Origin of the sequence: Mycolicibacterium wolinskyi str. Jessa 2025, assembly GCF_049241375.1 — a bacterium.
In the GTDB taxonomy this organism is placed as follows: domain Bacteria; phylum Actinomycetota; class Actinomycetes; order Mycobacteriales; family Mycobacteriaceae; genus Mycobacterium; species Mycobacterium wolinskyi.
On sequence record NZ_CP185960.1, the window covers coordinates 2018799 to 2035568 of the forward strand.

The following is a 16770-nucleotide window of genomic DNA, read 5'->3' on the forward strand; positions in this document are numbered from 1 at the left end:
GTTACGCCACTGCGTGCGCGACGCCGTGGGGTTGTGAGAGGTCCGTCAAGCCCAGGTGATCCCGAAGGGTGTCACCGGTGTACTCGGTGCGGTACAGGCCGCGGCGCTGCAGCTCGGGCACCACGTAGTCGACGAAATCGTTGAAGGTGCCCGGGGTTTGAGCCGCCGACACCATGAACCCGTCGGCCTCGCCTGCCCGGAACGACTCCTCGATCTGATCGACCACCTGTGCGGCGGTACCGACGAACTGCGGCAGCAGCACGCCCTGGGCGTACCAGTTGCCGACATCGCGCAACGTGAGATTGTCGCGGTTGGCCACCCGGCGGGCAGTGTCGAACAGGCCCTGCGTACCCGTCACCTGAATGTTCTCCACGGGGGCATCCAGGTCGTATCGGGAGAAGTCGTGGTCGGTGTGCACGCTCAAGGTGATGAGCCCGGAGATCGGATCGGCCAACTCGTTGTGGAAGGCCTGCTTCTCGCGGGCGATCGACTCGGTCTCACCGATGAACGGGATGAACGCCGGGAAGATGAGCACGCCGTCCGGGTTGCGGCCGAAATTCGTTGCACGGGATTTGATGTCGTCGTAATAGGCTCGCCGGCCCTCCGGCGTCGGGTCGATCTCGAATATCGCCTCGGCCCATCTGGCGGCGAAGTCGCGCCCGGTGTTGGACGACCCGGCCTGGATCAGAACCGGCCTGCCCTGCGGTGAGTGCGGCACGTTGAGCGGGCCCCGGCTGCGAAAGTACTGACCGTCATGGTCGACCTGCCGTACCCGCGACGGGTCGGCGAACACCCCGTCGGCCTTGTCGAGAACCAACGCGTCAGGATCCCAGCTGGACCACAGTTCCAGTGCCGTGCGGACGAACTCCTCGGCCCGCTCGTAACGGAACTCGTGGTCGAGGTGCTCATCGTGCCCGAAATTCTGCGCCTCGCCCTGCGTCAACGAAGTCACGATGTTCCACGCCACCCGCCCGCGGGTGATGTGGTCGAGGCTCGCGAAGATGCGGGCCAGTTCATACGGGTGAAAATAGGTGGCGGACTTGGTGATCGCCACACCCAGCTTCGAGGTCACGGCGCCGATGCTGGCCGCGACGATCGACGGGTCGAGCGTCGCGGTGGCCTGGGTGCCGCGCCGCAGCGGTTCGCTGATGTCGTCACCGAACCGGACCGGGGCGGCCAGCAGATCGGCGAAGAACACGAAGTCGAACTTGCCGCGTTCGAGGATCCGCCCGATGCGGTGGTAGTACTCGGGCGTCGTGAACGCGGTGTCACTGCCCGGATGACGCCAGGCGGCGTGGCTGTGGGTGACCTGCGAGGCGATCTGGAACCCGCCGAGGTGCAGTTGCCGTGTCAAAGTCGTTCCCTTTCTTGTGATTTGTGCACCTCCAGCGGCGCTGACCGCCGTGTGCTGTTTGGGGACATCGCTGACACATGGATGTCTCGGGACATCGCTGACACCTGAGTAGGGCTTAGACCAGCATGGTTCATGGCCCAGAAGGTGACGGCGATGGACATTCGCATGGCTGCGGCGTTGGCCGGGCAGGTGAACAACGTGGCGGAGTTCTGCCGTCGTGAGCAGATCAGTCGGCAGACGTTCTACAAGTTTCGCCAGCGCTTCCGGGACGAGGGGATCGCCGGGCTGCAGGATCGTTCCCGCCGCCCGCTGACCTCGCCGGGGCAGACCTCGGCCTACGTCGAGGACATCGTGGTGCGCCGGCGCAAGCAGTTGATCGAGAAGGGGCTCGATCACGGCGCCCAATCGATTGTGTGGTCGTTGCAACACGACGGCCTGCAGGCCGTGCCCTCACCGTCGACGGTGTGGCAGATTCTGACCCGCCGCGGAGCGATCACGCCGCAACCACAGAAACGCCCGAAGTCAGCGACGAAGCGTTTCGTATTCGATCGGCCCAACGAGTGCTGGCAGTCGGATTGGACTGGATGGTCGCTGGCCGACGGGACGCCGGTGGCCATCGCGGGCAGCCTCGATGACCACTCCCGCTATGCAGTCAGCTTGCGTGCGGCGGCCGGCGATGCCGACGGTGAGCTGGTCTGGTCGGTGATACTGGCCGGTGTCGACGAGTGCGGAATACCATCGATGTCGTTGTCGGACAACGGGATCGTCTACACAGGCAGATTCCACGCACATGAATCGGCGTTCGAGATCAACCTACGCGCGCTCGGTGTGCACACCATCAACTCGGCGCCCTTTCATCCGCAGACCTGCGGCAAGATCGAGCGGTTCTGGCAGACGCTGAAGAAGTGGCTGGCCGCCCGCGACCCGGTCTCCACCATCGCCGAACTCAACGACCTCCTCGAGCAGTTCCGCAATTTCTACAACCAGCACCGACCCCACCGAGCGCTACGCGGAGCCACCCCCGCTGAGGCATTCCACGCCACCGTTAGGGCCCGCCCAGCCGACCGTCCACTGCCAGCCCCGGTGTTCATATCCCGCCACACCGTCGACGAGGTGAGCGGAAACCTCTACGTGCCGCCCTACCGCGTCAACGTCGGACTCCGATGGGCCGGCCACGAATGCGTCAGCATCCGCGACGGCAACCACATCACGATCTTTAGCGGCAACCGACTCGTCCGCGAACTCACCGCCGACCCCACCCGCAGACACCAACGCGGCGACAAAGCCACCCGCACCTATCGCACACGTGAACCCAAACCGGCACCATGACTGTCAGCGATGTCCCGAGACATAAGTGTCAGCGATGTCCCGAGACACCACACGGCGCTGACCGCCGCCGGAGGTGCACAAATCGCTGGGTGGTGATCAGAAGTAGGCGTTGGCGGGAACGGGGGTGCCGTGGAGCAGGTTCTGCCCGATCACGCGGGCCTTGTATGCCACGGGGTTGTGCAGGGTGATGGTGCGGATGTTGCGCCAATGCCGATCGAGATTGCGCTGCCTGCTGGCCGCGCTGGCACCCCCGAGCTCGAGCAGCCGCGTGGCGGCCTCGGGCGCGACGTCGTCGAGGTGGACCTTGACCTTGGCCACCTTGAGTTGCGCCTCCGCCGCGAGCTGAGCGTCGGGCACCCCGTCGACCGCCGAGTCCGTCGCCGCGCCGATCGCGGCGGCCGCGTCGAGCACGGCCGCGCGGGCCACATAGGCCGTGCTGGCCAGCACGCCGAGCTGGCGTTGCAGCAGCGGATCCTCGGTGGGCTTCTCGGCAATCGCGTGGTTGAAGTTGCGGGCGCGCGAGCGCAGCAGGGCCACGCCGTCGTCGACGACATTGGCCAGGATGCCAGCGACCACGGCATGGATGAACAGCTGCAGTGATGCGTACTGGACGGTCGGCGTCGGCTCGGCGTCGTAGGGCGTGTCCACCAGCACCTCGTCGGCCGCGACCGCGACGTCGGTGAACGTCGTGGTGCCGGTTCCGGTCCGGCGCTGCCCGAAGCCGTCCCAGTCGTCGACGAGCCGCACGCCGTCGCGGTCGGTCGGCACGAGGACGCTGGCCACCGAGTCATGGTCGGTGGTCGCGGCCACGGTCAGATAATCCGAGAACAGCGTTCCGGTGCTGTAGTACTTCTCGCCATTGAGCCGGAAGCCGCCGGCCGGGTCGGGCAGCAGGCGAGTGTTGAACACCAGGCTGCCGACGGCCAAGGAGCCTTTCTCACTGAACGCATTGCCGAAGATCTTGCCCTCGGAAACTTTGCGAAGCCAGTGTGCCGAGATCGGGTCGTCAGCTGTGCGCAGCCGCTCCTCGGTGAACCAGAAGTGGGTTCGGAAGATGTGGGCGACAATCGGGTCGGCCTGCGCCACGTCGATCACGGCCGAGAACAGCTGCGGCACGGTGAATCCCGCGCCGCCAAGGGATTCCGGCAGGCGCAGTGCGCCGAAGCCGGCTCGCTTGAGCGCGTTGACCTGGTCGAAGGGATTCTCGTCGTTGAGGTCTCGGTCCTTTGCGCCCGCGGCGATCTTGGCCAGCAGATCTGACCACTCCGGGGTGCCGGGCAGGATTCGTATCACGTTCTCAACGGTCGTCATAGCAACGTTGTATCGACCCCGGGTACACCGAGCACTGCTTTGGATCAGCTCGAACGAAAGGCTCTCGCCCGAGGTTGCCCCGCGCGGGCAGAATGGAGCGCGATGACGATGAACGCCAAGCGCAGGCGAAGGCACGACAAACTCGCCGCGCTACCGGGGGTGCGGGCGGTACGTCGGCCGGTTTCGCCGGGATCCGACGAGCAGTTCGACCTGTATTACGTCCGCACCGGCCGTAAGTCCGCGCGGCCCGTGGTCATCATTCCCGGTGGTCCCGGCGTCGCGTCCATTCAGCAGTACCGGGGGCTGCGGCGCCGTGCCGCGACCGCCGGCCTCGACGTGATCATGGTCGAGCACCGCGGGATCGGGATGTCGCGGCACACCGATTCCGGTTCGGACCTGCCGCCTGCGGCCATCACGATCGATCAGGTCGTCGACGATGTCGCCGCGGTGCTCGACGATGCCGGGGTGCGGACGGCAGTCGTCTACGGCACCTCCTACGGCACGTACATCGCCGCCGGCTTCGGCGTGCGTCATCGTGAGCGGGTCGCCGCGATGGTGCTGGATTCGCCGTTGCTGTCGACCGACGATATCGAGGAGATGCGCACCGCCATACGCGATCTGTTGTGGGACGGGTGCGATCCGCAGACCGCGAGGATGGCGCCCAAGGTCCGCCGTTTGGTTGCCGACGGAGTGTTCAAGTCGTCGGGTGGTCAGCTCGCCGGGTTGCTGTATGGCTACGGCGGTGCGCGGCTGCTCGACCGCCAGCTCGATCTGCTGTTGTATGGGCACACACTGGTGTGGTCGGCCTTGCGCCGGTTGGGCCGATTGTCGATGCGCAAGGCCCCATATCGCAACGAGGCCGATCTCGTCGGACGGATTGCGTTCCGCGAGTTGAATTATGCCGGCGTGCCGGATGGGCTGCCGCTCGACCCCGCGATCGAGTTGGGTGAGATGGCTAGCAGCACAAAGTTCTACGAGCCGTTCGACACCGAGCCCTACGATTTGATCGCCGAGATGCCGAAGTTCGCCTGGCCCACGGTGATCGTGTCCGGTGGGCGCGATCTCACGACGCCACCTGCGGTCGCCGAGCGGGTCGCGTCGTTGATTCCCGATGCCGTGCTGGTGCGCCTGCCGTCCGCCGCGCACAGCATTCTCGACACGCGCGAACGGGCCGCCTTCGCAGTGCTGCGCGCGATATACGACGACGCCGCAGAACAACTTCCGGCCACGGCCCCCGAACTCGACGCCCTGCCGGGGCGCACCCCGGTACGGCTGCTCGTGTCAGCGATCTCCGCGGCGACCGCACTCGAATCGATGCTGCCCGTCCGGCGGTCCGCTACTTCATGAACCCGATCTTGGTGTAGTCGAGGTCGCCGATGCCTGCCGGCCCATAGTTGGCCAGGTTGCTGCGCACCGCGAGGTTGCCCGGCGACTGGAACAGCGGGAGGCTGAAACCCTCGGCCCAGATCAGCTGGTCCATCTCGTTGGCCAGGGTCCGGGCTTTCGCCGGATCGAGTTCGTTGAACGTCTCCTCGGCCTTCGCGTCGATCTCCGGGCTGCTGATCCTGCCGAAGTTGCTCTCCGCGCCGGTGGTGTAGATCTGGTTGAGGCAGCACAGGGAGAACGCGTCGCCGACCCACGAGAACTGGGCGATGTCGAAGTTCCCGGGAATGATCCAGTCGGTGAAGAAGCCCGCGCCCGGTTTGGCGTCGATCTCCAGTTTCACGCCGATCTGCGCGAGCCCGTTCTGGGCGACCTGCGCGATCTGGCGGGTGCTCAGCGAGTCGTAGAGCACATCCCGGATCACGAGCTGCTTGCCGTCCTTCTCGCGGAACTGCCCGTTGAGTTTCCAGCCGAGCGCGTCGAGTTCGGCTTTCGCCTTCTCCGGATCGAACGCCACCACCTCGCTGTTGTCCTGGTAGCCCTCTTGCCCGGCGACGTAGATGTGGTTGTTGAGCGTCGTCGGGGTGTCGACCAATCCGCGCTGGCTGATGTTCGCGATGGCCTGGCGGTCGATGCCCTTGGCGACCGCGAGCCGCAGCGCCTTGTCCGCGAGGATCGAACCGGGCGCGCCGTTGAACGTGAAGTGGTACCAGCTCGGTGAGGGGGCCCGCCGGATCGAGATTCCCGGGGTGTTGCGAGCGATGGTCAACTCGTCCAGCGAGGCCACGCCCGTCGCGTCGAGTGCGTTGTTCTGCAGTGCGGGAACTCGGGCCGCATCGTCGAGCACCGAGTAGGTGATGCTGTCCAGCAGCGGCGGGTTGCCCCACCATTTCGGGTTGCGGGTCAAAGTGATTCGCTGTGCACCCCGGTCGAGATTGGACACCATGAACGGGCCTGCCGACGGGCCGGGGCCGTTCAGCTGACCTTTGTTGAACACCTCCGGGTTGGCGGTGCTGCTCTTGGGCAACAGCATGGCATTGCCGGCGAACATGCCCCGCCACTCCGAGTACGGCTGGGCGAACGTCATGACCGCCTGCCGGTCATCGACCCCGCGGGTGACCGAGGCGACTCGATCGGCACCGAGCGGGACGGCGGAGATGAAGGCTTTGTCCTTACCGCTCGTGGCGTGGATCTGCGAGGCGATGTCCTCCCACGTGATCGGGGTGCCGTCGGTCCACACCGCCTTGGGGTTGATCGTGTAGGTCACGACCTGCGGGTTGGTGCTCGTCAGTTCGATGTTGGTGAAGTAGTCGGTGTTGACCGTGGTCGAGCCGTCCGGTCCGACGCGGAAGGCGCGGGGGAGGGTCACGCGCATCAGCGCCCCGAGGGTGGCTTCGTTTCCGTCGATGTGCAGGGTGTTGAAGTTGGGCGGAAACGCGGGCAGTGCCAGGCGCAGGTTGCCGCCCTGCCGCAGGTTCGCCGGGTCCTGCGGATTGATGTCGTTGGTCGCGCCCACCTCGGCCTCGCCGCCGGCGGACGGGACCTCCTGGTTGCCGCCCGTACACGCGGTCAGGGTGAGTGCGCTGACGAGGGCCGCGACGGCGATGCGACGGAGTTTGATCCCGTTCATTCCGCCGATGCTAGAGGCAACCGCGGCCGGCGTGCGGCATTACCCGGACGTGGAGTCGCCGTCGCCGGGCTTCGGTTGCGGCACCGCGGCCAGCAGCCGCCGGGTGTACTCGTGGCGCGGGTTGACGAAAACACTGTCGCCCGAACCGTGCTCGACGATCGCCCCCTTGTACATGACCGCGACGTCATGCGCGAGGTGCTTGACCACCGACAGATCGTGGGAGACGAACAGGTAAGACAGTCCGAATTTGTCCTGCAGATCCAGCAGCAGGTTGATGATGCCGGCCTGGATCGAGACGTCGAGCGCCGACACCGGTTCATCGAGGGCGATGATCTTTGGTCGGGTGGCCAGCGCGCGGGCGATGCCGATGCGCTGTTTCTGACCTCCGGAAAATTCGGCCGGATAGCGGCTGGCATCGGTCGCGCGCAGGCCTACCACGTCCAACAGCTCGGCCACCCGGTCCCGGATCTCGGTCTTGCCGAAACCGTTGGCCGCCAACGGCTCTGACAGCACATCGAAGACCGGGAGCCGGGGATCCAGGGACGCCACCGGATCTTGGAACACCACCTGCAGGTCGGTGCGCAGATTCTGACGAGAGCGCCGGTCCAGGGCGGCGACGTCAGCGCCGAGCACTTCGATCGAACCAGCCTGCGGCGCGGTCAAGTTCAGGATCTGATGCAGCGTGGTGGATTTGCCCGAACCCGATTCCCCGACGATGCCCAGCGTGCGGCCCTGGCGCAGTTCGAAGCTGATGTTGTCGACCGCTTTGACCTCGCCGACCTGACGGCGGAACACCACGCCCTTGGTCAGCTTGTAGGTTTTGACCAGGTCACGAACCCGCAGGACCACCTCGGTGTCTGCGGGCGGCCTGCGGTCTTCGTCCTCGGCCGCGGGCACCTGGTAGATCTCGGCAGCGGTGTGCCGGGCCACCTCGTCGGTGCGGATGCACGCGGCATGGTGGTTCGGTGAGACCTCGATGAGCGGCGGTTCGCCGGCCTCGCACTCCTCGATCGACAGCGGGCAGCGTGGTGCGAAGGGGCACCCGTGCGGTAGGGCGGTCAGGGCGGGCGGCGATCCGGGTATCGGCACCAGCCGGGCGCCCTGCGGCGCGTCGAGTCGCGGTACCGAGCCGAGAAGCCCGACGGTGTAAGGCATTCGGGCGTGCCGGTACATCTCGGCAACGGTCGCGTCCTCGACTGCCCGCCCGGCGTACATGACGAGCGCCCGGTTGGCGAACTCGGCGACCACGCCCAGGTCATGGGTGATGATCAGCACGCCCGCGCCCGTCACATCCCGGGCGGTCTTGAGCACTTCGAGGATCTGCGCCTGCACCGTGACATCGAGTGCGGTGGTGGGTTCGTCGCAGATCAGCAGATCGGGATCGTTCGCGATCGCGATCGCGATGACGACGCGCTGACGTTCGCCTCCCGACAGCTCATGCGGGAACGCGCGGGCGCGCTTCTCCGGCTGTGCGATGCCGACGAGCTCGAGCAGTTCCACGGCCCGGGTCTGCGCCGCGCGCTTGCCGAGTTCGCGGTTGTGGATCTGGAGTGCCTCGGCGATCTGGTCGCCCACGGTGTAGACCGGGGTCAGCGCCGACATCGGGTCCTGGAACACCGTGCCGATGGCCTGGCCGCGAATCCGCGACATCTCCTGATCCGAGCGGCCCACCAGTTCCTCGCCGCGCAGCCGGATCGACCCCGACACCTCGGCGAACTCGGGCAGGAGACCGACGACGGCCATCGCGCTGGCCGACTTCCCGGCGCCGGATTCGCCGACGAGCGCGACGACTTCGCCGGCGTCGACGTGAAAGTTCACCCCCCGCACGGCATGCACTGCGTCGGCGTCGGTGGGAAACGTCACGCGCAGGTCGGCGACCTCGAGCAGCCGGCTCATGAGCGCCGCCTCTTGCGCCGCAACTGGCCGCTGCCCGGGTCGAGCGCGTCACGCAGGCCGTCGCCGACCAGGTTGGCGCACAGGATGATCAACACCAGCACGCCGGCCGGGAACAGGAACACCCACGGGAACGTCGTCGCCGACTTCGTGCCGTCGGCGATCAACGTGCCCAACGACACGTCGGGTGGCTGGATACCGAAACCCAGGAAGCTCAAGCCGGTTTCGGCGAGGATCGCCAAACCGACGTTGAGGGCGGTGTCGATGATCAGCAGGGACGCTACGTTCGGAACGATGTGGCGCACGATGATCCGCCAGCTGCTCACACCCATATACCGTGCCGCGACGACGAATTCGCGCTCGCGCAGGCTCATCGTCATGCCCCGCACGATCCGCGAGCTGATCATCCAGCTGAACACCGAGAGGAGGATGATCAGCCAGAAAACCCGATCGGACTGACTCAGCCGGGGCGTGACGATCGCGATCAGGATGAAGCTGGGCACCACCAGCAGTACGTCGACGATCCACATCAGGGTCCGGTCGCGCCAGCCGCCGAAGTATCCGGCGATCGATCCGACCGTGGCCGCGATGATGGTCGAGATGAAGGCCACACACACGCCGATGAGCATGGATTTCTGCATGCCACGCAGGATTTGGGCCAGGATGTCCTGACCAAGGGCGTTCGTGCCGAACCAGTGGTCGGCCGAAGGCGGTTGTTGCAGCGCGTAATAGTCGAGGTCGGTGTAGCTGTAGGGCAGCAGTGGCGGCAGCGCATAGCAACTGACGAACATCACCGCCAGCACGATGAGCGACACCACCGCGGGCCGGTTGCGCAGGAAGCGGCGCAGCACCAGCGTGCGACGCGTGGCGAATTCCTCGGTGTTCAGGCCGGAGCGGGCCGACGTGGTGGAGGCATCGGTCATGTCAGCCCACCCGTACTCGTGGGTCCAGCATCGCGTAGATGACGTCGGACAACAGACCGGCCAGCAGCACGACGGTGCCGGTGAAGACCGTGATGGCGGCGATGATGTTGGTGTCCTGGGTGGCGATGCCCTGAACCACCCATTCACCCATGCCATGCCAGCCGAAGATCTTCTCGACGAACACCGAACCGGTGACCAGACCGGCCACCCCGTAGGCGAAGAGCGTGGCCATCGGGATGAGCGCCGTGCGCAGGCCGTGCTTGAACAGCGCTTGGCGCCGGGTCAGGCCTTTCGCTCTAGCGGTGCGGATGAAATCTTGGCTCAGCACGTCGAGCATCGCGTTGCGCTGGTAGCGGCTGAAACTGGCGATGGCACCAAGGGCGAGCGTCAGCGTCGGCAACACCAAGTGCTGCAGCCGGTCCACGAACCGCGGCCAACTACCGCCGATCGCATCGGGCGACGTCTCGCCTGTGTACTCGAACAGCCGAAAACCGAGGATCGAGTTCACGTCCAGCGCGGCCAGGATCAGGAGGTTGGCGATCACGAACGTCGGGGTGCTCAACACCAGCAACGACACCACGGTGACCGCGCGGTCCGAGAGCCGGTACTGCCGGATCGCGCCCCACGCGCCGACGACGACACCGATCACGGTGCCCGCCACCGAACCGAGCACCAACAGCCGCAGGCTCACGCCGATCCGCCGCCACAGTTCGTCGGCCACCGGCTGGCCGGTCACCGTGGTGCCGAAATCACCGCGGATCGCCCCGGACGCCCAATCGAGATAACGGACGGGGATCGGTTTGTCGAGGCCCAGCTCGGCGGCCTTCGCGTCGATCGCGGATTGAGGTGGCCGCGGATTGCGCGACAGCAGGCTGTCGAGGGGTTCGAACGAGAACGAGGTGAGCGTGAACGTGAGGAACGATGCCAGCGCCAGCAGCAGGAGGTAGTTGAGCAGCCGACGCGCCAGGAAACGCGTCATGCGGTCGGTCCTGCCATGGGAGACAGGGTAGAGCAGCCGGTTGTCGCCGGCTGGCAACGGCGTGCTGGGCAATTGTCAGCCGACACCCAGGTCGGGCGGAGAAAGCCCACGTTCACTGATGCCATGAACGTCTTCGAACGCAACAACGTGAAATTGCTCGCGGCGGCCGCGGGCGGTGCGGCGATCGTCGCGCTCGGCGTGTTCGGCGCCGCCGCCGGCGGCTCGGCGGCAAACGTGGCCGGTTCCAAGATGAACATCGGGCAGACAAGCGTCGAGTCGACGCCACCGACGGCGCCGATGATCTCGATGGCAGTACCGAAGATCAAGGGTCCGGCGCCGTTGCCGTCCGAGGAAAAGGCCGCCGAGTAACGGTTTCAGCTCCGGCGGTTGCGGCTACCCGGTCACCAGACCAGGGCGAAAAGCCGAAGACGAACTGCCGGAGGTGAATCTCAGGTGAATTCAGCAAAGAATCGTCGGAAACTGAAAGTGGCATCGGCCGGTGTCGGGGCCGCCGCGGGGTTGGCGATGGCCGTCGTGGGTGTCGGGCTGAGCGGCGGCTTGGCCGGCGCGCAGAACGAGGTCGAGCCCCCCGCACTCACCACGGGTGAGACTGTCACGGAGACGGTTCCCCCGACCTCGCCGGAAACGTCAGTGGCCACCCCGTCGGTCAGCGCCACCACGCCCTCCGGGTTTGCTGAACCGCACTGATCATGTCGAGTTGGGACTCGTGTGGGCTGGACAGCCCGCGCTCGGCCTGCTTATGGTGGCGGCCGAGCGCCCGGGGGGATACCGCGCTCGGCGTGAAACTGTTCGACGGGCCATCCCGCTGAACGGGGGGCCCTGACCGGAATCCGAAATGGGTGGTCAGAGTGACTGGAGAACAACGCAAAAAGCAATATCGGCTTGTGCTGGCAGGTGTCGGCGCGGCCGCCGTGGTGGCCATGGGCGCGTTCGGTGCGCTGTTTGGCCAAGCCTCGGGCCTCGGTGCGGAGCCGGGCGGTGAGATCGGCGAAACCATAACGGAGACAACGGCTCCGACGGAGCTTGAGACGTCGGTGGCCACACCGCCGGTCGAGGTCGAGCTGCCTGACGGCTACGGTATGGGCTAGCCCCTTTCGAGGGGTTCACCGATGCTTGTCACGGTGGCCGTCGTGCCGGTGCGGGTGGCTCTGACCAATACCTGGTCGGCCACCGCGAACGGTGGTGCGGCGGCCGCGGGCAGCACATAGGTCTGGCTGAAACCGTCAGCGCTGCGGACGGTTATCGACGCGGTCGACAGCGCGGTGATGGTCCCGGTCTGGGTCAGCGAGGTCGTGTAACCGCCACTTCCGTCGGCGAGCACGGCCTCGCTGTGCACCGTTGCTGGATCGGCGTCGTCGTGTCCGGCGGCCGCCATCGGCGGTGGGCCGCCGTGGCCGCCGGGTGGGCCGCCGTGCCCACCCATCCCCGGGGTGTCGGTGGCGGCGTAGATCGCTGCGCCGCCCAGTCCGGCGATCGCGACCGCCACACCCACCGCTGCGAGGGTCTGTCGGATACTCATGTGACCAACGGTGCCGATGTCGCCTGTGAACCCGCTGTGTATCCGGTCAGCATGCGATATGTCGGGCAGCCTGCGGGTTTTTCACAGCCCGCACATAGAAACGGCACAGCCTGAGCCCATCGGCTGGGCGAATAATCGGTGTCGTGGTGACGACCAACAGCTCCGAGACCGAGTCCGGGCGCGCAATCATGCGTCGGGCGGACGGAAATCCCATCCGGGTTCTCGTGGTCGACGACGAACCCGTGCTCGCCGAACTCGTGTCGATGGCGCTGCGGTACGAGGGCTGGGATATCGCCACCGCCGGGGACGGGGCCAGCGCCATCGCCTCGGCCCGCGAGAACCCGCCGGATGTGGTCGTGCTGGACGTCATGCTGCCCGATATGAGCGGCCTGGACGTTCTGCACAAACTCCGCGAACAGATCCCCGGCCTGCCGTTGCTGTTGCTGACCGCCAAGGATTCGGTCGAAGACCGGATCGCGGGGCTCACCGCGGGTGGCGACGACTACGTCACCAAGCCATTCAGCCTCGAGGAAGTGGTCCTGCGTTTGCGTGCCCTGCTGCGGCGTACCGGGGTGACCAGTGAGGACGGCGGCGCCAAAATCGTCGTCGGCGATCTCGTGCTCGACGAGGACAGCCATGAGGTGACCCGTGGCGGCGATCCCATCTCGCTGACGGCAACCGAGTTCGAACTTCTTCGGTTCATGATGCGCAATGCCAAGCGCGTGCTGAGCAAGGCCCAGATCCTCGACCGGGTGTGGAGCTATGACTTCGGCGGCCGCTCCAACATCGTCGAGCTGTACGTGTCCTATCTGCGGAAGAAGATCGACAGCGGCCGCGAGCCGATGATCCACACGCTGCGCGGTGCGGGGTATGTCCTTCGACCTCCGCGCTGACGCGCCCGGCGGCACCCGGTGGTGGGCGCCGCGCACCTGGACGCTGCGGGCCCGTCTCGTGGTCACGCAAGTCGCCCTCCTGGCGGTGGTGTGCGCCAGCATCGGCGTGGCGACAGAGTTTGCGCTGCAACGCTTCTTGATGCACCAGCTCGACGATCAGGTCCTCGAGGCGGGGCGTCGATCGGCGGCGATATTCGAATTACCGCCCCCGCCAATGGGTTTCCCGCCGCCGATGGCCGGGCCGGATAGAGGGCCGACGCGCGTGATAATCGCGCCGGGGCCGTCCGATGGCATGCCGCCCGGCCACCACGTGCGCGTGCTGTTCGACCCCGAACAAGGCCCAGGGCCAGGCTTTCTCAACGCACCCGGCCAGGCCGCGCGCACCGTCGGCGCGGTGATCGTCCCGGGCCGCCCGGTCGATGCGGGCGTCATCACCGCGGACGGCGAGCGTGAGGTAGTCAGTGCGGCCGCGGCCGAACAGCTCGCACAGATAGCTCCCGACCGTACGCCCGAAACGGTCGACCTCGATGGGCTCGGGCGGTACCGCGTGATCGGGTTGCACCCGCGGCACGGCGGCGCGCAGACGATCGTGACCGGACTGCCGACGGCGGTGGTCGACGACACGCTGCTGTGGGTGCTCGGCATGTTCTGCGTGCTGGCCGCGGTCGCGTTGATCGCCGCGACCACCGGCGGAATACTCATCATCCGCCGCCAACTCGCGCCGCTCTCAAGGGTTTCGGCGGCAGCGCGGGAGGTCGCCAACCTCGAGCTCGACCGCGGTGAGGTGCGGTTGCCGACGCCCATCGTCCGGGTCGACCCGGCCGTCGCGCACACCGAGGTCGGCCAGCTCGGCACCTCGCTGAACCGGATGCTGGACCGCATCGCCAGCGCCCTGTCCGCCCGGCACGCCAGTGAGACCCGGGTACGCCAATTCGTCGCCGATGCCAGCCACGAGCTCCGCACCCCGCTGGCCGCGATCCGCGGGTACACCGAACTGGCGCAGCGCAAGAGCGATGAACTACCCGGCGACGTCGCCCACGCGATGAACCGCGTCGAGTCCGAAACGGCGCGGATGACCCAGCTGGTCGAGGACATGCTGTTGCTGGCGCGACTCGACGCCGGCCGTCCGCTGGAACGCGAAACCGTGGACCTGTCCCGGCTCGTCGTGGACACGGTCAGCGACGCGCACGTCGCGGGTCCGGAGCACCAGTGGGCACTGGATCTGCCGGAGGATCCGGTGGTCGTCGACGGCGACGAGGCCAGACTGCATCAGGTGCTGGCCAATCTGCTGGCCAATGCGCGCACGCACACCCCGGCGGGCACGTCGGTGACGGTCGCGCTGGGCACCGACGATACGGGTGCGGTGACGCTCACCGTCGCCGACGACGGTCCAGGAATTCCGGAGACGCTGTTGCCCGAGGTGTTCGAGCGATTCGCCCGCGGTGATTCGTCGCGCTCGCGGCGCGAGGGCAGCACGGGGCTCGGTTTGGCGATCGTCGCGGCCGTCGTCAAGGCCCATGGCGGCACCATCGACGTCCGCAGCAAGCCCGGCGCCACCGAGTTCGTCGTGCGGCTGCCGGGCAAGCCTCACAGCTGACACACAGTTCGGCCCAATCCGGCACCTAGTCACCGCCGCGACGATGAAGTGGTGACTCTGGTAGCCGCCGAACCTGTCGTGCGGGTCGACGCGGCCGCGCCTCGACCGGCGAAGCCGATGGCCGAACGCATCGCGTTGGCGGCACTGCTGGCCGGCACCGCCGTGCTGTACCTGTGGAATCTCTCGATCAGCGGATGGGCGAACGCCTTCTACTCGGCTGCGGCGCAGGCGGGGGCTCAGGACTGGACGGCGATGCTGTTCGGGTCAAGCGATCCGGCGAACGCGATCACCGTGGACAAGACCCCCGCAGCGCTGTGGATCATCGACATCTCGGTGCGGGTGTTCGGGCTGAACCCGTGGAGTGTGCTGGTGCCGCAGGCCCTCATGGGCGTCGCCGCGGTCGCAGTGCTCTACGCCGCCGTGCGCCGGGCCGCCGGCCCCTGGGCCGCGGTGCTGGCCGGTGCGGTCCTGGCGCTGACACCGGTGGCGGCACTGATCTTCCGGTTCAACAATCCCGACGCCCTGCTCGTACTGTTGCTCGTCGTCGCCGCCTACTGCGTGCAGCGCGGCATCGAAAAGGATGCCAGCCGTTGGTGGTTCGTCGCGGCGGGCGCCGCCGTCGGGTTCGGCTTCCTGGCCAAGATGCTGCAGGCGTTCCTGGTGCTGCCCGCGTTCGCGGCGGCGGCGCTCGTGGCGGGTGACCGACCGCTCGGGAAGCGGATCGTCGACGTCGTCGCGGCCGGTGCCGCCCTCGTCGTGAGCGGCGGGTGGTACCTGGTCCTGGTCGAGCTGTGGCCGTCCTCGGCGCGGCCCTACATCGGCGGCTCTCAGCACGACAGCATCGTCGAGCTGGCCTTGGGCTACAACGGTTTCGGGCGGTTGACCGGCGAGGAGACGGGCGGGCTCGGCAACCTGAACTTCGACGTCGGTGCGGGGCGGTTGTTCGGATCGCAGATGGGCGCCGACATCGCTTGGTTATTGCCTGCCGCGCTGATCTGCCTGGCGGCCGGGCTCTACCTCACCCGTCGCGCACCGCGCACCGACCGCACGCGGGCCGCGCTCATCCTGTGGGGCGGCTGGTTGTTGGTCACCGCGGTGGTGTTCAGCTTCATGAACGGCATCGTGCACCCGTACTACACCGTGGCCCTCGCACCGGCGATCGGCGCGGTGATCGGCATCGGCGCGTCGTTGTTGTGGAAGCAGCGCAAGGACATTCGCGCCGCCACGGCGCTGGCAGGCGCGGTACTGGTGACCGCGATCCTGGCGGCGGTACTGCTGGCACGCCACGACGATCCCTACCCGTGGTTGCGCGCGGCGGTGGCGGTCGGCGGGGTGGGTGCCGCGGTGCCGCTCCTGTTGGCGGCCCGGCTGGGCGATGGTGTGCAGCGGGTCGTCGCCGCGATGGCCGTCGTGGTCTGCCTCGCCGCCCCGGCGGCGTACTCGGTCGCCACCGCGGCAAGCCCGCACAGCGGAGCCATCCCGTCGGTCGGCCCGTCGCGCGGCGGCGGCTTCGGCGGGTTGTTCGCGGCACCGGAGCCGGGGAAGATGCTCACCGCGACGTTGGCCGCCGACGCGGAGGACTACACCTGGGTGGCGGCCGTGGTGGGATCCAGCAACGCCGCCGGATACCAATTGGCAACTGACGCACCGGTTATGGCGGTCGGAGGCTTCAACGGCACCGATCCCGCGCCCACGCTCGACGAGTTCAAGAGCTACGTCGAGTCGCACCAGATCCACTACTTCATCCGCAGCCGGATGATGATGGGTGGATTCGGCGGGCACACCCCGAGCGGTAGCCGCGAGGCCGCCGAGATCGCGCAGTGGGTCGAGACTCACTTCACCCCGATCACCATCGAGAACGTCACCATCTACGACCTCACACAGCGTGCGACGAACACATAGCAGGCGCATAGCTTCGCCCCACGCCGGTCACACGCC

The 16770-nt window shown here is 67.2% G+C and carries 14 protein-coding genes and 1 pseudogene; 8 read left to right on the plus strand and 7 right to left on the minus strand.

The annotated features are described in order from the left end of the window. Position 1: 1 nt before the first annotated feature. Positions 2 to 1354 (minus strand): LLM class flavin-dependent oxidoreductase, encoded by a 1353-nt coding sequence (locus ACOI2T_RS10075; RefSeq protein ID WP_409506517.1) that lies wholly within the window; start codon positions 1352 to 1354, stop codon positions 2 to 4. Positions 1355 to 1486: 132 nt separating this feature from the next. Between ACOI2T_RS10075 and ACOI2T_RS10080 the strand changes: the two genes are divergently transcribed. Continuing rightward, positions 1487 to 2683 (plus strand): integrase core domain-containing protein, encoded by a 1197-nt coding sequence (locus ACOI2T_RS10080; protein WP_409506544.1) that lies wholly within the window; start codon positions 1487 to 1489, stop codon positions 2681 to 2683. A gap of 96 nt (positions 2684 to 2779) precedes the next feature. Here the strand turns inward: ACOI2T_RS10080 and ACOI2T_RS10085 are convergent, their stop codons facing one another. Then, on the minus strand, positions 2780 to 3994 hold the full coding sequence (locus tag ACOI2T_RS10085) for an acyl-CoA dehydrogenase family protein (RefSeq protein ID WP_409506514.1): 1215 nt from the start codon (positions 3992 to 3994) through the stop codon (positions 2780 to 2782). Positions 3995 to 4096: 102 nt separating this feature from the next. Here ACOI2T_RS10085 and ACOI2T_RS10090 point away from each other — a divergent pair, with 102 nt between their 5' ends. Further along, complete coding sequence (locus ACOI2T_RS10090) at positions 4097 to 5341, plus strand: alpha/beta hydrolase (RefSeq protein WP_409506513.1); 1245 nt, start codon at positions 4097 to 4099, stop codon at positions 5339 to 5341. Here ACOI2T_RS10090 and ACOI2T_RS10095 read toward each other — a convergent pair. The 4 genes from ACOI2T_RS10095 to ACOI2T_RS10110 are packed head-to-tail and all read right to left on the minus strand — an operon-like array spanning position 5331 to position 10802. Continuing rightward, positions 5331 to 7007 (minus strand): oligopeptide ABC transporter substrate-binding protein OppA, encoded by a 1677-nt coding sequence (locus ACOI2T_RS10095; RefSeq protein WP_409506512.1) that lies wholly within the window; start codon positions 7005 to 7007, stop codon positions 5331 to 5333. The two genes, ACOI2T_RS10090 and ACOI2T_RS10095, sit on opposite strands and share 11 nt — an antisense overlap. 39 nt (positions 7008 to 7046) lie before the next feature. Beyond that, positions 7047 to 8903: an oligopeptide ABC transporter ATP-binding protein OppD gene (locus tag ACOI2T_RS10100; RefSeq protein ID WP_409506511.1), complete on the minus strand. Its 1857-nt coding sequence runs from the start codon at positions 8901 to 8903 to the stop codon at positions 7047 to 7049. After that, a complete protein-coding gene (locus ACOI2T_RS10105) occupies positions 8900 to 9823 on the minus strand; it encodes an oligopeptide ABC transporter permease OppC (protein ID WP_409506510.1) in 924 nt (307 codons plus the stop codon). Before ACOI2T_RS10105 ends, ACOI2T_RS10100 begins: the two co-directional genes overlap by 4 nt. A gap of 1 nt (position 9824) precedes the next feature. After that, a complete protein-coding gene (locus ACOI2T_RS10110; RefSeq protein ID WP_067859583.1) occupies positions 9825 to 10802 on the minus strand; it encodes an oligopeptide ABC transporter permease OppB in 978 nt (325 codons plus the stop codon). 123 nt (positions 10803 to 10925) lie between these two features. On the opposite strand from ACOI2T_RS10110, the gene ACOI2T_RS10115 reads away from it, so the two are divergent. The 3 genes from ACOI2T_RS10115 (at position 10926) to ACOI2T_RS10125 (ending at position 11911) form a co-directional block, all read left to right on the plus strand. Next, positions 10926 to 11171: a hypothetical protein gene (locus ACOI2T_RS10115; protein ID WP_067859580.1), complete on the plus strand. Its 246-nt coding sequence runs from the start codon at positions 10926 to 10928 to the stop codon at positions 11169 to 11171. An 84-nt stretch (positions 11172 to 11255) separates the two neighbouring features. Continuing rightward, positions 11256 to 11510, plus strand: coding sequence for a hypothetical protein (locus tag ACOI2T_RS10120; RefSeq protein ID WP_067859570.1), 255 nt, complete (start codon positions 11256 to 11258; stop codon positions 11508 to 11510). A gap of 161 nt (positions 11511 to 11671) precedes the next feature. Further along, positions 11672 to 11911 carry a hypothetical protein gene (locus ACOI2T_RS10125; RefSeq protein WP_133060197.1) on the plus strand — a complete coding sequence of 80 codons (240 nt, stop codon included), beginning with the start codon at positions 11672 to 11674 and terminating at the stop codon, positions 11909 to 11911. On the opposite strand, the gene ACOI2T_RS10130 is transcribed toward ACOI2T_RS10125, so the two are convergent. After that, positions 11908 to 12342 carry a hypothetical protein gene (locus tag ACOI2T_RS10130; RefSeq protein ID WP_409506509.1) on the minus strand — a complete coding sequence of 145 codons (435 nt, stop codon included), beginning with the start codon at positions 12340 to 12342 and terminating at the stop codon, positions 11908 to 11910. The genes ACOI2T_RS10125 and ACOI2T_RS10130 overlap by 4 nt on opposite strands. 188 nt (positions 12343 to 12530) lie before the next feature. On the opposite strand from ACOI2T_RS10130, the gene ACOI2T_RS10135 reads away from it, so the two are divergent. From ACOI2T_RS10135 to ACOI2T_RS10145, 3 genes and pseudogenes are all read left to right on the plus strand, one after another. Then, a complete protein-coding gene (locus ACOI2T_RS10135) occupies positions 12531 to 13235 on the plus strand; it encodes a response regulator transcription factor (protein ID WP_067859624.1) in 705 nt (234 codons plus the stop codon). Beyond that, positions 13213 to 14861 (plus strand): annotated as a pseudogene (locus ACOI2T_RS10140) (sensor histidine kinase). Before ACOI2T_RS10135 ends, ACOI2T_RS10140 begins: the two are co-directional and overlap by 23 nt. A gap of 22 nt (positions 14862 to 14883) precedes the next feature. Beyond that, complete coding sequence (locus ACOI2T_RS10145) at positions 14884 to 16734, plus strand: glycosyltransferase family 39 protein (RefSeq protein WP_409506508.1); 1851 nt, start codon at positions 14884 to 14886, stop codon at positions 16732 to 16734. Positions 16735 to 16770 lie beyond the last annotated feature (36 nt).

Coding starts and splice junctions, on each gene's coding strand:
- ACOI2T_RS10100 (WP_409506511.1), bottom strand. CDS start 8,903: ATGAGCCGGCTGCTCGAGGTCGCCGACCTGCGCGTGACGTTTCCCACC.
- ACOI2T_RS10110 (WP_067859583.1), bottom strand. CDS start 10,802: ATGACGCGTTTCCTGGCGCGTCGGCTGCTCAACTACCTCCTGCTGCTG.
- ACOI2T_RS10135 (WP_067859624.1), top strand. CDS start 12,531: ATGCGTCGGGCGGACGGAAATCCCATCCGGGTTCTCGTGGTCGACGAC.
- ACOI2T_RS10095 (WP_409506512.1), bottom strand. CDS start 7,007: ATGAACGGGATCAAACTCCGTCGCATCGCCGTCGCGGCCCTCGTCAGC.
- ACOI2T_RS10080 (WP_409506544.1), top strand. CDS start 1,487: ATGGCCCAGAAGGTGACGGCGATGGACATTCGCATGGCTGCGGCGTTG.
- ACOI2T_RS10090 (WP_409506513.1), top strand. CDS start 4,097: ATGACGATGAACGCCAAGCGCAGGCGAAGGCACGACAAACTCGCCGCG.
- ACOI2T_RS10130 (WP_409506509.1), bottom strand. CDS start 12,342: ATGAGTATCCGACAGACCCTCGCAGCGGTGGGTGTGGCGGTCGCGATC.
- ACOI2T_RS10105 (WP_409506510.1), bottom strand. CDS start 9,823: ATGACCGATGCCTCCACCACGTCGGCCCGCTCCGGCCTGAACACCGAG.
- ACOI2T_RS10085 (WP_409506514.1), bottom strand. CDS start 3,994: ATGACGACCGTTGAGAACGTGATACGAATCCTGCCCGGCACCCCGGAG.
- ACOI2T_RS10115 (WP_067859580.1), top strand. CDS start 10,926: ATGAACGTCTTCGAACGCAACAACGTGAAATTGCTCGCGGCGGCCGCG.